We start from the raw sequence: 13,822 nt of genomic DNA, 5'->3' as shown, positions 1-13,822 counted from the left end.
GCGACTGCGACCAAGAAGAAAACCAAGTGAAATTAGTTTAGTTTTCACTCATCCAGCAACCCGCTTTCTTAAAAAAACCGACTTTCTTTATTTATAAAATATTAGCCAAGCTGGCAAAAATAGGTTTGTACTTCCGTCCTTAAAATTCTCTTCTGTTCTCTTCCTTTGTGTCATAAACGTCTGCGCGGTTCGATCGCCCCTATTTTTTTTGAGACATATCAACTCAAACTCTTGTCAAGCCTAGCTTTTGGGCTTACTTGTCACCCGTCGGTCAAATCATCCTATTTACTTATTGACAATTGCTCTTCTCTGTTGAATTGTCAGGTAACGTATATATAAGGTTACAAATTGTATCACAAGCAACAGAAAGTACCCAATGTTTTATGTAGCGCTCTACAATGGACAAAAGAAACAAGATTAAGAGGCGCGATCGCTATGGGTATCAATGAAAACTTAGACTGGGAAGAAGCATTTGAGTACAGAGCGGGCTTGACAGTGGAGTTGAAGTCGCAGCCTGGGGTTTTGCATACGATCGCTTACTATGAAGTGATGATGGTACCGCCCATCTGGTTAGAAAATGACCCCCGTCCCCGCTATCCTCACGAACTGCGAGTCGTTTCCCACCAGCCAACTGTGTCCAATGTTTGCCGGATTTCAGAGAGTCCTGTTTTAGTAGCCTCCTAGGTTTTTCCAGCGAGAAATATCGGCGATGGCATCTAGCCAGCAATCAAACCGATGCAGTGATTTTCGGATTGAGATTGCTTGAGTTTACTTTGTGGCGATCGGCTAAGTAGTCGTAGGGTGCGCCGCGATGAACAACCCCTAACGCAGCATATCGACAATCTCACAGATCCACACCTGTGCGATCGAGAGCCGATGTAAACAAACCCAACACTTATTTTCTAGCCAAACTTTGTAAAAATGGTATTATTTTAGGGTTTCGGTAATTCCTTTCCCTATCCATAACCGCACGTTGGTCTAAAATCTCCTCAGCGACCAGAAAGGCGATATGGGCGATCGACTTTCACGAAAAAACTGCGGTAATCCAAAAGTATTTTGGTACAAATCGTATAAATCCATCTTGATATTAATGAGAGTTGTTTGAGGTTTTTCCTAGGGTGACTAATTCGGTTTATTAACACAAAAGTGACCACTTTAACCATAAAATTTAAATTGGTATGTTAAGATGACACAAGCCCTTACCATACTTGATTTCAATTATGGCTGAAAAATTAATAGTTAAAAACTTTGCTGGCATCAAGGATTTAGAGATTGAAATCAAGCGAATAAATATACTTATTGGCCCTCAAGCCAGCGGTAAAAGTGTTTGCGCTAAACTTCTATTTTATTTTAAGAACTTTGTATGGGAAATTTTATCGGTTGTAAATAATGAGCAGACAAAACGCAATCTAGATTCAAACTATTCCAAGACGTTTGAGGAATATTTTCCTCCAGATTGTTGGGGAAAACAAGATTTTTTCATCAGGTATGAAATTTCCAATGTTTTTATAGAAGTTAGGAGAAAACAGGATACCAAAGGTAGAATTTCCCTCAGCTATTCAGATTTTTTTAAGAAAGAATTGGCAGACCTACGCAATTTACTAAAAAAAGGAAGAGAGAAAAGCTCGGAAATAGCTCCTAGTTTTGATATTATTTATAGTTCACTTTTCAGCCAAAAAATTTTAAAAGATCACTTAGTAGAAAGTTTAGGCAGATCCATTGGTCGAGAGGCAGCCTTCAATCAGCTTTTTATTCCTGCTGGCCGCTCATTTTTCTCTAATCTTCAGAGCAATATTTTTTCTATTCTGTCAAGCAATAATACCTTAGATCCATTTTTAAGATCGTTTGGCTCAACATACGAAGGGATAAAAAATTTGGGTATACAATATGAAGTTGATGTTGAAGATAAATATACAAAAGATATACTAGAGGAAATAAACAGGCTAATAGAGCAGTCTTTATGTGGTAAGCATATACAGGAAAAAGGCAAAGATTTTCTGGAGGTGGCAGATGGAAGACGTATTAGTATTGCGAACTCATCTTCCGGTCAACAGGAAACATTGCCTCTGACAATTATGCTAGCTGCACTACCTTTACTAGCTTCCCCTCCTGTCGGTCAGACAGTGTATATTGAGGAGCCGGAAGCGCATTTATTTCCAAGCGCACAGCGTAATATTGTCGAGTTGATCGCTACTGTCTTTAATTTTCGCAAAAAGCAACTTCAATTCTTTATAACTACCCATAGTCCTTATGTCCTGACAGCACTTAATAATCTGCTCCAGGCTGGGCTTCTTTATGAAGAGTCCAGCGAAGATATACAACATCAACTAGAAAAGATTGTATCTAGATACAAATCCTTAGATGTTTCCGATCTCTCAGCCTATGTTTTGAGCGATGGAAAATGCAATAGTATTGTGTGTCCTGATACTGGGTTGATTGATGCGCGAGTGATTGATTCTGTTTCTGATGAACTAGCTATTGAATTCGATCAACTTCTCAACTTAGTTTGAATCGTATATGAAAAGTCTTCCAGAGTGTGAGGAACATAGATCCGACACCAAGATTGTCTTGCAGGAGAACAAAAGTAAAATAACGTTCCTCAACCCGAATAAAGACGAAATATTAATAATTAAGGTTGATGGCTGCGTTATTAGTGACAATGAGACTTTGCGTTGCGACTACGCACTCATTCCTTCTGATGCAGTAGAAATATATGTAGAGTTGAAAGGAAGCGATATTGCACAGGCGGTTAAACAAATAGAATCAACTATTAATTTACTTTCGGCAAATCCCCAAAAGATTAAGAAGCTATGTTTTGTCGTGTCTACACGAGTGCCAAAACACACAACAAGTATACAACAGCTAAAAAGTCAGTTTAATAAAAAATTTAATGCTAGTTTCCGAATCAAGAATATTCAAGAGGAGTATGATTTAAGTACGTCCACAAGCTAAACTAACGAGAACTTTGATATGACGAACCTACAAAACTTTAGCAGAAAAGGAGTCAGCGGACGATCGCCCTGCCTCAACTAAATTTGAGTTCGTATTTATTATAATTACTTCTGACATCTACCTTAAGAAATATCTTTTCTGGACTTCCACAACACATCCCACCACTTCCAACATATACTACGGATCGGTGTGCACTGCACACCCTACAAAAACTTTTGTGTAAATCCTATTTTCCATTGCTGAATTCCTTGAACCCCGCAATTTTACGCCTTTTTTCCCTCACAATTGTGCGATATTTAGCCAGAAATTAACATTGATTTAAACTTTAAGGGAGGCATAAACAAGCTAGAATTCAATAGTTTGTGTGGAAGACATCGAGTTTAAAGACAAAATGTCACAAATAAAAAATTAATATCGATCGCACTTCTCGATCGCACATTACAAAACAACCAAAACTCAGGAGTCAATCGCTGATGATGCTAGGAACAACCGAGATCCCGCAATTAAAGCCGCTTTCCGACTCAGAACTACACAAAATGAACGCCTACTGGCGGGCCGCAAACTACCTATCCGTCGGACAAATCTATCTCTTCGACAATCCGCTACTCAAAGAACCACTCAAACTCGAACACGTCAAACCCCGACTCCTCGGACATTGGGGCACCACTCCAGGCCTCAACTTCATCTACGTTCACCTCAACCGCATCATCAAAGCCCAAGACATCAACGCCATCTACATCGCAGGCCCCGGACACGGCGGGCCGGGCTTGGTCGCCAACACCTATCTCGAAGGCACTTATACCGAATATTACTCGAACATTTCCCAAGATGAAGAGGGTATCAAACGGCTGTTCAAACAGTTCTCCTTTCCCGGCGGTATCCCCAGCCACGTCGCCCCGGAAACCCCCGGTTCGATTCACGAAGGCGGCGAACTCGGCTACGCCCTCGTCCACGCTTACGGGGCGGCTTTCGACAATCCCGATTTGATTGTGGCGGCCGTTGTCGGCGACGGGGAAGCAGAAACCGGCCCGCTGGCTGCTAGCTGGCACTCTAACAAGTTTCTCAACCCGGTTCGGGACGGGGCCGTGTTGCCGATTCTGCACTTGAACGGCTACAAAATTGCCAATCCAACGCTGTTGGCCCGCATTCCGCAAGAGGAATTGGAAAGTTTGATGGTCGGTTATGGCTACAAACCTTATTGGGTGGAAGGTTCAGACCCGGAAACCATGCACCAGTTGATGGCTGCAACGATGGATACGGCGATCGGCGAAATTAAGGCGATTCAGGAAAAAGCCCGGACGGAAGGCTATTCCGGTCGTCCCCAGTGGCCGATGATTGTGATGAAAACTCCCAAAGGCTGGACGGGGCCGAAGGAAGTTGACGGTAAGAAAACTGAGGATTATTGGCGATCGCACCAAGTCCCACTTTCGGAAATGGCTTCTAAGCCGGGACACGTCCAACTCCTGGAAGATTGGATGAAAAGCTATAAGCCGGAAGAACTCTTCGACGAAAAGGGCAAGTTAATTCCCGAATTGGCCGAACTCGCACCCAAGGGATCTCGGCGGATGGGGGCAAATCCCCACGCTAACGGCGGCCTGCTGCTGCGAGACTTGAAAATGCCGGAATTTGAAGAGTTCGCCGTTGACGTGGAAAAACCGGGCACTGTAATGGCAGAAGCAACCCGCGTTTGCGGCCGCTTCCTGCGAGAGGTGATGAAACTGAATCAGGAAAACGCCAACTTCCGCATTGTCGGGCCTGACGAGACGGCCTCAAACCGCCTCGATCCGGTGTTTGAAGTGACGAACCGGGTGTGGGCGGGGGAAATTTTGCCCGAAGACGACCACATCTCCCCCGACGGCCGGGTGATGGAAGTCCTCAGCGAACATCTATGTCAGGGATGGCTGGAAGGATATTTGCTGACGGGACGCCACGGCTTTTTCTCTTGTTACGAAGCGTTTATTCACATCATCGATTCGATGTTCAACCAACACGCCAAGTGGTTGAAAACTACTAACGACATTCCTTGGCGCCGACAGATCGCCTCTCTCAACTACCTGCTAACTTCTCACGTTTGGCGGCAAGACCACAACGGTTTTTCTCACCAAGATCCGGGTTTTATCGACCACGTAATTAACAAGAAAGCGGAGGTGGTGCGGATTTATTTGCCGCCGGATGCGAACACTTTGCTGTCTGTAACGGATCACTGTCTCCGCAGTCGCCACTATGTCAACGTGATTATTGCAGGGAAGCAGCCGGCATTGCAGTATTTGGATATGGATGCTGCGATTAAACACTGTACCGCCGGCATCGGTATTTGGGAGTGGGCTAGCAATGATAAAGGCGGCGAACCGGATGTGGTGATGGCTTGCGCGGGTGATGTTCCGACGCTGGAAACTTTGGCTGCTGTTGACATTCTCCGCCGAGATTATCCGGATTTAAAAGTGCGGGTGGTTAATGTGGTGGATTTGATGACTCTTCAGCCTGCTAGCGAACATCCTCACGGTTTGTCTGATAAGGATTTTGATGCTTTGTTCACGATAGATAAGCCGGTGATTTTTGCTTTTCACGGCTATCCTTGGCTGATTCACCGATTGGCTTACCGCCGCACGAATCACTCGAATATTCACGTTCGGGGTTACAAGGAAGAGGGAACGACTACGACGCCGTTTGATATGGTGGTGATGAATGACCTCGATCGATTCCATTTAGTTGCAGATGTACTCGATCGCGTTCCGAAACTGGGTTCTGTAGCAGCTTACGGCAAACAAGCTATCCGTGACAAGCTGATCGAGCACACGCAGTATATCACCAAGCACGGCGATGATATGCCGGAAATCCGCGACTGGAAGTGGCCGCACGCGGGCCCGGTTTCGCCGGAAGCGCCGCAGGAAACGACTGATCCGGGGGCGACGGCAGAACAAACCGTGCGATCGGGTGCACCTGGATAGGTGCGATCGCTTGTAGAGCACAAGCTACTCATCCCTATGATTGTCAACCACAGAGAAAATTAACGATTTTGCGAGTATACAACCTAGGCAAGATCGAGGTTTCACCTCAGTTTGACAATCATAGGGAGTGACATCAGTTAAATAAAGCTTCAGCAAGCAATCTCAATTTCTAGGTATGCGCCCGGAACAATAGTGTCGATGGCGTTCCGAATATGGTCTTGACGCCTTTGAATGCGCGGCCAAGATGCAGACAGCAAAACCACAATAGTAATTTGTCGGCTTGTGAGGTTTTGTTGATAACGCCATCTGCGATCGGTCGTGACCAGCAGATTATACCCCTCGCGTTCGGCTGTGTCGAGCAGATTGCCATTTGCTAATGTTGACCATCCACGTTCATAAACAGTATCTACTTTATGATCCAGCAACGAGCCGCGCAACGGTACTGGGGTACCTTGGTCGAACAATATCTTCATGCTTGCGCCATCTGCGTTAATGAGGCGAGGCTAGGGCGCGATCGAGTAATACCTCAACTTGGGCGCGAGTTACACCCGGAAACCATTCGAGAAACTGGTCAATAGAGGCTCCATCTTTAAAGTTCTCGAAAAAGGCGGCAACCGGTACGCGCGTTCCCCGAAATATCCATGCACCACTCACCTTGGTTGGATCGCGTTCAATGACTTCAAATAGATCTACATTCTGCATGGCGATCGTTGCTTGTTGCGGATCGAGTAAAACAACTAAGAGAGAATTAATCTTAGCATAAATCAACGGTGGTTTAGAATTTGTACATTCACAAGAGGCGGTCATGCTTAAAGAAATAGAAATCCAAAATTTTAGGTGCTTTGAGCAAATCAAAATTTCTGGGTTTGAAAGAGTCAATTTAATCGGGGGTAAAAATAATGCTGGCAAAACAGCATTACTAGAAGCACTTTTTCTCAATTTTGCTCCAGATGCTAGCAGTCTCGTAATCCTAAGAGATCTGAGAAGAGAGCCATCAAAAGCCATAGAAGCTATGCCTGATAGAGCCTGGGACAACTTATTTTATGCACTAAAAAAAGATAGATTTATAGTAATTATTGGCAAAGACGACAACAATAACACCGATCGATTAGAAATTAAAGTAGAAATCAATTCAATTAGAAATAAGATAAATTTTGAGTTCATGAGAAACGAAGACCAATCTACTTGGTCATTATCACCGGTTGCTGCCCGAAGTTTAAGCAATATTGGCATTTCTCTTGACGAAGTACCAATCATTCCCTCCTGGCTCAGGATTTCGGGAAAAAAACTCACAGAAGCATACGATAACGCGCGTTTGGATGATAAAGATAGCGAAGTTTTGAAATCTTTTCAAATTCTCGATCCTACAATCGAATCAGTAGAGAGTTTTTCGATTGGGGAACCGACGCTCTACTTGAGAAGGAAAGGCGAAAAGCGTTTGCCTTTATCATTGTTTGGAGATGCCATTAACAGAGTTGCAGAAATAATCCTTAAACTGGTAAACAGTCAATACAAAATCTTGCTAATCGATGAGATAGAAAATGGCATACATTATACAAGTCAGCGGGAGTTTTGGAGAGTGTTATTTCGGTTGGCGGTTGAACTGGATACGCAGATTTTTGCGACAACTCACAGTTTAGAGATGCTGCAAGAATTTGCTTATGTTGGTTTAGAACTCAATCAGGAATGCAGCAGCGCCTATTTTGAACTAGCAAAGAAACCGAAAACCGATCAAATAATCGGAATCCGGCGCGATTTAGAAACCTTGAATTACGCACTAGAACATCAAAAAGGAGTGAGAGGTGAGTAATATCGTAATAGTAGAAAGTAAAAATGATGCGATTTTTATGAAAGCAATGGTTGAATTTCTTAACTGCGAAATCCAGATAGAAAAACCTATTTATATAGATGATTATGAACGTTTGGAAGGCTTGAGCGAAACAAAGTTAATCACTACTTTAAAAGCTTTAGAAGCCGACCTTCAAAAAAGAGATATCGAAAAGATTGGAATTATTATCGATATTGATAACTCTTCAGAGCAAGAGCGGCTGGAATTGGTAAATAAATGTATAAAAGATGTGTTTGAATCTGAAACTTTGTCAAGCACTAAACAATTTATCGATATTTGTGGAGATAATGGAACAAAAGCAAAATTGGCTTGTTACTTTACAAATGTTGGAGGTAAAGGCGAACTGGAAACGCTTTTAAAGGCAATAAAGGCTAGAGAATCACCTCATGCTGATTGTTTGAATAGCTGGAAAACTTGCATAGAAAGCCAGGGACAGCAAATTAACCAGAAAGGTTTTGATAAATTCTGGGTGAGCATCTATCTCAGGTATGATACTTGCTCAGATAACGAACAGCAACAAGCTGGCCGAAAATGCACTATGTCTGGGTTTGATTATGTAATGGAACACAAAAAAGATATTTGGGATTGGGATAATCCTGCACTCGATGATTTGAAGGAGTTTTTTACACTCTTTTGCTAACATAGTAAAATTCACACACAATTAACTAACTCATGAGCTTAAGAATCTACTTTGTACGACACGGTGAAACGACTTACAGCCAAACAGGCGGTTTCTGCGGCGCTATCGACCCAGAATTAACGCCCGCAGGTTCTCAAATGGCAGAACAGTTTGCCGCCACTTACGCAAAAGTGCCCTGGGAGGCTGTTTATGTCAGTCCGATGAAACGCACAATTGCTACTGCAAAACCTTTGTGCGATGCTGTGGGAATTGAAATGCAGCTTCACGACGGACTGAGGGAAATTAATTACGGTGATTGGGAAGGCAAAACAGTAGAAGAGGTCAAAAAAGACTACGAAGAAGATTATATTAACTGGCTGACTGAACCTGCTTGGAATGCACCGACGAATGGCGGCGAAACTTCCGTGGAAATTGCTAGCAGATCGTCCTTAGTTATCGCAGAAATTCAGGAAAAGTACAAGAGTGGCAATGTTTTGGTTGTCTCGCACAAGGCGACTATTAGAATTATTCTGTGCAGTCTCTTGGGGATTGATTTGGGACGTTATCGCTATCGCATTGGCGCTTTAGCAGCTTCTGTCAGTATTGTCAAATTTGACGTGCGCGGGCCGCTGCTGGAGGTTTTGGGCGATCGATCGTACATGGATGAAACTCTCCGGAATTTACCCGGTACTTGAAATTGCGGGTAAGGTGCGGGAGCGCACCTCCATTCTGCAACTAAATCGCGCCTATGTTAGACAATCCTAAAATAGCACCTGCTCCCAAAATATGACCAAAGGCCATAGTTCCCACAACTGCACCCAAACTCAAACCGCCGAACATACTGGATGAGGGCATTGCTGGGCCTGTGCGAGGATTCTTGATTGTAGATTTGCCGATCGCAATAGCTAAAATATTGCAAATAATCATAATTAAACCGATCGTGGGGCTCCACTCTACGGTTCTGGGGGCAATGGCAAGTAAAATTGGTGTAAACATCGATCGGCTCCTTATACTTTAGTCAATGAAAATCTGATGATGAAAGTATCAAATAACTGCAACGCTTAGCTACAGATTGCATTAATACTTAATTTTTTGATATATTCCGTAATGTTAGATTCTCCTCCTGAACGCAGGGCTAGCCAGAAACCGGGTTTTTTAACATAATACTTGGTTGCCACCCGCAGAAAAGGTAAAAAAACCAATTTCTTGGGCCGGATTGCGTCGGGTAGTGAATTAGCAATTACCTATTATCTATTACCATGAAAATATTAGTTTTAAACGCAGGTTCTAGCAGTCAGAAAAGCTGCTTGTACGAACTAAATGACAGGCTTCCCGATCGCCCGCCGCAACCCCTCTGGGAAGCGCAAATTGACTGGAATCACCGCGAAGGTGTGGCTCAGTTGAAAGTCGAAACTGCCTCGGGAACTGCACTTGAGGAAGACTTCGCCTCCGACTCTCGCGAAGCCGCCATTTCTCGAATGCTGGAGACTCTGTGGCAGGGTAAAACTCAAGTTATTAATAGTTTAAAGGAGATTGATATTGTCGGCCACCGCGTCGTACACGGCGGGCAAGACTATCAGCAAAGTACGTTAATTTCGCCGGATGTTAAAGAGGCGATCGCCCGTTTATCTGTTTTCGCCCCCGTACACAATCCGGCAAACTTGGAAGGCATCGAAGCCCTTGAAAAAATCCTCCCAAATGTGCCGCAAGTAGCAGTATTTGATACAGCTTTTCACGCACAATTGCCACCCGCGGCATTTGTTTATCCCGGCCCCTACGAATGGCGGGAAAACGGGATTCGCCGCTACGGTTTTCACGGCATTAGCCATCAATATTGCGCGCGCAGGGCGGCTCAAATTCTCAACCGTGATTTGACCGATTTGCGGCTGATTAGCTGTCATTTGGGCAACGGATGTTCTCTGGCGGCGATTCGCGGGGGCGTGAGTGTTGACACGACGATGGGTTTTACTCCTTTGGATGGTTTGATGATGGGAAGTCGATCGGGTGCGATCGATCCGGGGATTATAATTCATTTGTTAAGGCGAGAAGATTTAACTTCTGAAAAATTAGATAATATTCTCAATCGTAATTCTGGTTTAAAAGGGATTTCTGGGGTATCTAGCGATATGCGACAGATTGGAGATGCGATCGCCCAAGGTAATGAGAGAGCTCAACTTGCTTTGGATATTTACATTCACCGTTTGCGCGCTGGAATTGCGGCGATGCTGGCGAGTTTGGGTGGGTTGGATGCTTTGATTTTTACGGCGGGTGTTGGGGAAAATTCCGCTGTTGTGCGGGCTGCAGCTTGCGAAGCTTTTGGATTTATCGGTTTGAAATTGGATGGGGAAAAGAATCAACAGTCGCCGGTGGATGAAGATATTGCGGCAGTGGATTCAGCGGCGAGAGTTTTAGTCATTCACACGCAGGAGGATTGGGAAATTGCGCGAGAATGCTGGAAACTTTATCACTAATTTATTTTATGGATTCTCGCCTCTTCCGTACTTAGTGTGCTGGCGTTAACTTAAATTTATCCTGAAGGCTTGCTAGGTAAGGCTTGGAAATTATTTACATCTGCTTGCGCTGTTGAGCAACTTGCTCAAGTAGTGGCGATTTCCTTGAAATTCCAGCCAGCTATGGTGTAGGACACCAAAAAACTAATAATTTGGCACGCTAAGTACGGAAGAGCCGATATTATTAGGCTGATTAATCATAATTGGGGAAAAAACTCCCTTTTTTCAGAGGGATATGACGGCTATGTCCTTGATTATATCAGTGTTCTGACGGGGTTCTCACCCTGTCAGCGCAATGCGTGGCCGGATTGTTAAGGGTTGCTAATTGGAACTGATTTGGGAAAGTCGGTTGATGGTGGCGCCGATTACACAACTTGCCTGGGGGCGATCGGAATTTCAATAATAAACTCGCTCCCCTCTCCTGGTGCAGAAACGCAAGTCAATTTTCCGCCGTGAGAACTGACAACAATCGAGTGAGAAATAGACAATCCCAAACCCGTTCCCGAACCCACGGGTTTAGTTGTAAAAAATGGATCGAATATCTTGTGCAGCACCTCAGTGTTCATCCCTGGCCCGCTGTCGGCAATTCTAATTATGGCAGAATTCCTGTCAGTCACCTCTGTAGAAATTGTAATCGTAGGCTGTTGATGAGAGTTTTCTGGGGAATCTCTTGCGACGAGGAGAGCATCGATCGCATTGGTGAGAATATTCATAAACACCTGATTGAGTTGTCCGGCGTAGCATTCCACCAGCGGTAGAGAACCGTAGTCTTGAATCACCTTAATAGACTGTCGTTCCGGTCTATCTTTGAGGCGGTGTTGCAAAATCAGTAGGGTGCTGTTAATACCCTCATGGATATCCACTGGTTTAAAGTCTGCTTCGTCCATCCGCGAAAAGTTCCGCAACGACAGGACAATTTGGCGGATGCGATCGGTACCCATTTTCATCGAAGACAGCATTTTTGGCAGGTCTTCTTGCAAGAACTCCAGGTCGATTTCTTCGGCTGCTATTTGAATTTCGTCAGCAGGGTTAGGATAGTGCTGTTGATAAAGCTCCACGAACCCTAACAAATCTTGGGCGTATTCCTGTGTATGGACGAGGTTGCCGTGGATGAAGTTGACCGGGTTGTTAATTTCGTGGGCGACTCCCGCAACCAGTTGCCCCAAACTAGACATTTTTTCGCTCTGAATTATCTGTGATTGGGTGCGTTGCAACTCACTTAGGGCGTTTTTGAGTTCACCGGTGCGGTCTTCCACCCGGTCTTCTAATTCTGCATTACTTTTTTCTAAGGCGGTAAACGATTCGCGCAGTTGTGTTGCCATGTGGTTAAAGGAGTTGGCAAGGGCGTTGAGTTCTTTAATACGGCTGTCTTCTACAGCTTGGTCGAAGTTGCCAGATGTTATTGCCTCACTCGCCCGATTCAGTCGCAGAATCGGACGCGCAATCCAGCCGGAGGTGAGAACGCCCATCCCACAAGCTACCCCCAATGCTGCTAAGCAGAGCAAGATTGTGGTGCGAGTATTGGCATCAATCTGTGCCATGAACTCGCTTTCTGGCACACTCACCACCACTAACCAATCCAATCCATATTGGTCGCGCCAGGGAGTGACTTGCACATAGTAGAGTTCTCCCTGAAAATCAAGTCGCAGATCGGTGTTTCCAGAAATGGATTGAAACCCTTTGAAGCGTTGCTGGATTTGTTTGGCAATTCCCTGCACTATGGGATTGCCACTGTCGATCGCCTTCAAACGCCGAATCTCGTCTTTGACGGTGGTAAAGGGTTGTTCTTTCGCAGAATTTGCGATCAACAGCCCATTTCGTTCCATGATGAAAACCTGCCCTGAGCTACTGACATCTATATTCCGTAAGAAATCGCTCAGTTTCAACAGATGGATATCGACTCCAACCATTCCGAGCAAGCGATTATTTGCGTCATAGATGGGGCGACCCGCCGAGGCAGCGATGTAGGGATAATTGGGATAATTCATGGTGACGATCCGCGACCAGATGGGTTTACCTGCTTTCAGGGGCTCGGTGTACCAGGGTTCTTGGAAGTTGTTCCAATCATAAATAGTCAGGACGTGAGTGCGATCGCCTTTGTTATCGGTGGCATAGCTGGTGACATTATTCGGCGGTTTGGGACTCCAATCATCAATCACGACGGTTTTGCCGTCGTAGTATCCGGCTCCTACTCCCTCACCCGTGGTCAGTCCCATGCCGATGTAAGTCAGGTCATAGGCCTGCACTTGGTGCCAGAAATACTTACCGACGGTTTGGCGATCGCGCACATCCAGCAATCCCATCCGAATCGCATCGGCGTTAATCTGAATCACTTGATGCGGAATAGATAAATAAGCATTCAGATGCTGATTCACCGTACTGCTGGTTCGATCCATCAACCGATCCGCCAGGTCGTTTACCGCTTTTTGTCCATTTTTGAACGACAAATATCCCACCAGACCGACCGCTCCACAGATTTGCAAAACAAATGGCACGATCAGTATGAGCTGCAATGGGATCGCCTTAGTTTTGCCGAAGTGACGTATATTCATGATCGGAAATTACTTTTATTTTAGTATGATCTACTATCTACAGTTCGATCGTGAAGATACACACACTATTTACTTTTTTCATTAAAAATCTGACACTTTTTATCCTTTGCCGGAGCATTGCCACCTCGTCGTGATCTACAGTCCTCATGGTGGCTGCAAAAGGGCGATCGCCCTATTATGAAAACCCTATCGATCGACTTTGCTACAGAGTTTTCGGCTAGTTAAAATTGCGAATTCAAAGTTTAGTAAACTGAGATGTTGCACCATTCTCAATAAGGTTTTTATGGACAGGTTCGGGGGCGCACCCCACAAGAAATTCATTTTTTGTGGAACAGGCCGGAAAGCCTGTTCATGAAAATGGTGAAAGATATCAGGTAAACGCAATGCGTGGC

General features: G+C 44.7%; 12 protein-coding genes. 8 read left to right on the top strand and 4 right to left on the bottom strand.

The window, feature by feature from the left end; genetic code table 11:
- The first annotated feature begins 435 nt into the window (after positions 1 to 435).
- The 4 genes from QUA47_RS00465 to QUA47_RS00450 all read left to right on the top strand — a co-directional run bounded on the left by QUA47_RS00465 (position 436) and on the right by QUA47_RS00450 (position 5,900).
- The gene (locus QUA47_RS00465; RefSeq protein ID WP_190659166.1) at positions 436 to 684 is read left to right on the top strand and encodes a hypothetical protein; all 249 of its coding nucleotides are present in this window, start codon (positions 436 to 438) and stop codon (positions 682 to 684) included.
- Between the two features lie 536 nt (positions 685 to 1,220).
- Complete coding sequence (locus tag QUA47_RS00460; RefSeq protein ID WP_333429277.1) at positions 1,221 to 2,510, top strand: ATP-binding protein; 1,290 nt, start codon at positions 1,221 to 1,223, stop codon at positions 2,508 to 2,510.
- A gap of 7 nt (positions 2,511 to 2,517) precedes the next feature.
- Complete coding sequence (locus tag QUA47_RS00455) at positions 2,518 to 2,952, top strand: hypothetical protein (RefSeq protein WP_333429276.1); 435 nt, start codon at positions 2,518 to 2,520, stop codon at positions 2,950 to 2,952.
- Between the two features lie 473 nt (positions 2,953 to 3,425).
- Positions 3,426 to 5,900 (top strand): phosphoketolase family protein, encoded by a 2,475-nt coding sequence (locus QUA47_RS00450; protein ID WP_333429275.1) that lies wholly within the window; start codon positions 3,426 to 3,428, stop codon positions 5,898 to 5,900.
- 149 nt (positions 5,901 to 6,049) lie between these two features.
- Here QUA47_RS00450 and QUA47_RS00445 read toward each other — a convergent pair whose 3' ends face one another.
- Together QUA47_RS00445 and QUA47_RS00440 are read right to left on the bottom strand one after the other, a co-directional pair.
- Complete coding sequence (locus QUA47_RS00445; protein ID WP_333429274.1) at positions 6,050 to 6,373, bottom strand: hypothetical protein; 324 nt, start codon at positions 6,371 to 6,373, stop codon at positions 6,050 to 6,052.
- Positions 6,374 to 6,389: 16 nt separating this feature from the next.
- Positions 6,390 to 6,707 (bottom strand): DUF433 domain-containing protein, encoded by a 318-nt coding sequence (locus tag QUA47_RS00440; RefSeq protein WP_333429273.1) that lies wholly within the window; start codon positions 6,705 to 6,707, stop codon positions 6,390 to 6,392.
- Here QUA47_RS00440 and QUA47_RS00435 point away from each other — a divergent pair.
- Genes QUA47_RS00435 through QUA47_RS00425 form a run of 3 tightly spaced genes read left to right on the top strand, consistent with a single transcriptional unit; the run spans position 6,706 to position 9,063 of the window.
- Positions 6,706 to 7,710 (top strand): AAA family ATPase, encoded by a 1,005-nt coding sequence (locus QUA47_RS00435; protein WP_333429272.1) that lies wholly within the window; start codon positions 6,706 to 6,708, stop codon positions 7,708 to 7,710. The genes QUA47_RS00440 and QUA47_RS00435 overlap by 2 nt on opposite strands.
- Entirely contained in the window at positions 7,703 to 8,389 is a 687-nt protein-coding gene (locus tag QUA47_RS00430; RefSeq protein ID WP_333429271.1) for a DUF3226 domain-containing protein, read from the top strand. Before QUA47_RS00435 ends, QUA47_RS00430 begins: the two co-directional genes overlap by 8 nt.
- 32 nt (positions 8,390 to 8,421) lie before the next feature.
- Positions 8,422 to 9,063 (top strand): histidine phosphatase family protein, encoded by a 642-nt coding sequence (locus tag QUA47_RS00425; protein ID WP_333429270.1) that lies wholly within the window; start codon positions 8,422 to 8,424, stop codon positions 9,061 to 9,063.
- Positions 9,064 to 9,103: 40 nt separating this feature from the next.
- On the opposite strand, the gene psaK is transcribed toward QUA47_RS00425, so the two are convergent.
- Positions 9,104 to 9,364 carry a photosystem I reaction center subunit PsaK gene (psaK, locus tag QUA47_RS00420; RefSeq protein ID WP_333407587.1) on the bottom strand — a complete coding sequence of 87 codons (261 nt, stop codon included), beginning with the start codon at positions 9,362 to 9,364 and terminating at the stop codon, positions 9,104 to 9,106.
- Between the two features lie 263 nt (positions 9,365 to 9,627).
- Here psaK and QUA47_RS00415 point away from each other — a divergent pair, with 263 nt between their 5' ends.
- Complete coding sequence (locus QUA47_RS00415; RefSeq protein ID WP_333429269.1) at positions 9,628 to 10,839, top strand: acetate kinase; 1,212 nt, start codon at positions 9,628 to 9,630, stop codon at positions 10,837 to 10,839.
- Between the two features lie 404 nt (positions 10,840 to 11,243).
- Here the strand turns inward: QUA47_RS00415 and QUA47_RS00410 are convergent, their stop codons facing one another.
- A complete protein-coding gene (locus QUA47_RS00410) occupies positions 11,244 to 13,430 on the bottom strand; it encodes an ATP-binding protein (protein WP_333429268.1) in 2,187 nt (728 codons plus the stop codon).
- Positions 13,431 to 13,822 lie beyond the last annotated feature (392 nt).

The organism is Microcoleus sp. MON2_D5 (assembly GCF_036701905.1).
Classification (GTDB): Bacteria; Cyanobacteriota; Cyanobacteriia; order Cyanobacteriales; family Microcoleaceae; genus Microcoleus.
The sequence above is the reverse complement of the archived record's forward strand: the minus strand, read 5'-3'. Positions and strand labels throughout refer to the sequence as shown.

What these genes read in the sequence shown, in the direction of transcription:
- QUA47_RS00465 (WP_190659166.1), top strand. Translation starts at nt 436, where the DNA reads ATGGGTATCAATGAAAACTTAGACTGGGAAGAAGCATTTGAGTACAGA.
- QUA47_RS00460 (WP_333429277.1), top strand. Translation starts at nt 1,221, where the DNA reads ATGGCTGAAAAATTAATAGTTAAAAACTTTGCTGGCATCAAGGATTTA.
- QUA47_RS00455 (WP_333429276.1), top strand. Translation starts at nt 2,518, where the DNA reads ATGAAAAGTCTTCCAGAGTGTGAGGAACATAGATCCGACACCAAGATT.
- QUA47_RS00450 (WP_333429275.1), top strand. Translation starts at nt 3,426, where the DNA reads ATGATGCTAGGAACAACCGAGATCCCGCAATTAAAGCCGCTTTCCGAC.
- QUA47_RS00445 (WP_333429274.1), bottom strand. Translation starts at nt 6,373, where the DNA reads ATGAAGATATTGTTCGACCAAGGTACCCCAGTACCGTTGCGCGGCTCG.
- QUA47_RS00435 (WP_333429272.1), top strand. Translation starts at nt 6,706, where the DNA reads ATGCTTAAAGAAATAGAAATCCAAAATTTTAGGTGCTTTGAGCAAATC.
- QUA47_RS00440 (WP_333429273.1), bottom strand. Translation starts at nt 6,707, where the DNA reads ATGACCGCCTCTTGTGAATGTACAAATTCTAAACCACCGTTGATTTAT.
- QUA47_RS00425 (WP_333429270.1), top strand. Translation starts at nt 8,422, where the DNA reads ATGAGCTTAAGAATCTACTTTGTACGACACGGTGAAACGACTTACAGC.
- psaK (WP_333407587.1), bottom strand. Translation starts at nt 9,364, where the DNA reads ATGTTTACACCAATTTTACTTGCCATTGCCCCCAGAACCGTAGAGTGG.
- QUA47_RS00415 (WP_333429269.1), top strand. Translation starts at nt 9,628, where the DNA reads ATGAAAATATTAGTTTTAAACGCAGGTTCTAGCAGTCAGAAAAGCTGC.
- QUA47_RS00410 (WP_333429268.1), bottom strand. Translation starts at nt 13,430, where the DNA reads ATGAATATACGTCACTTCGGCAAAACTAAGGCGATCCCATTGCAGCTC.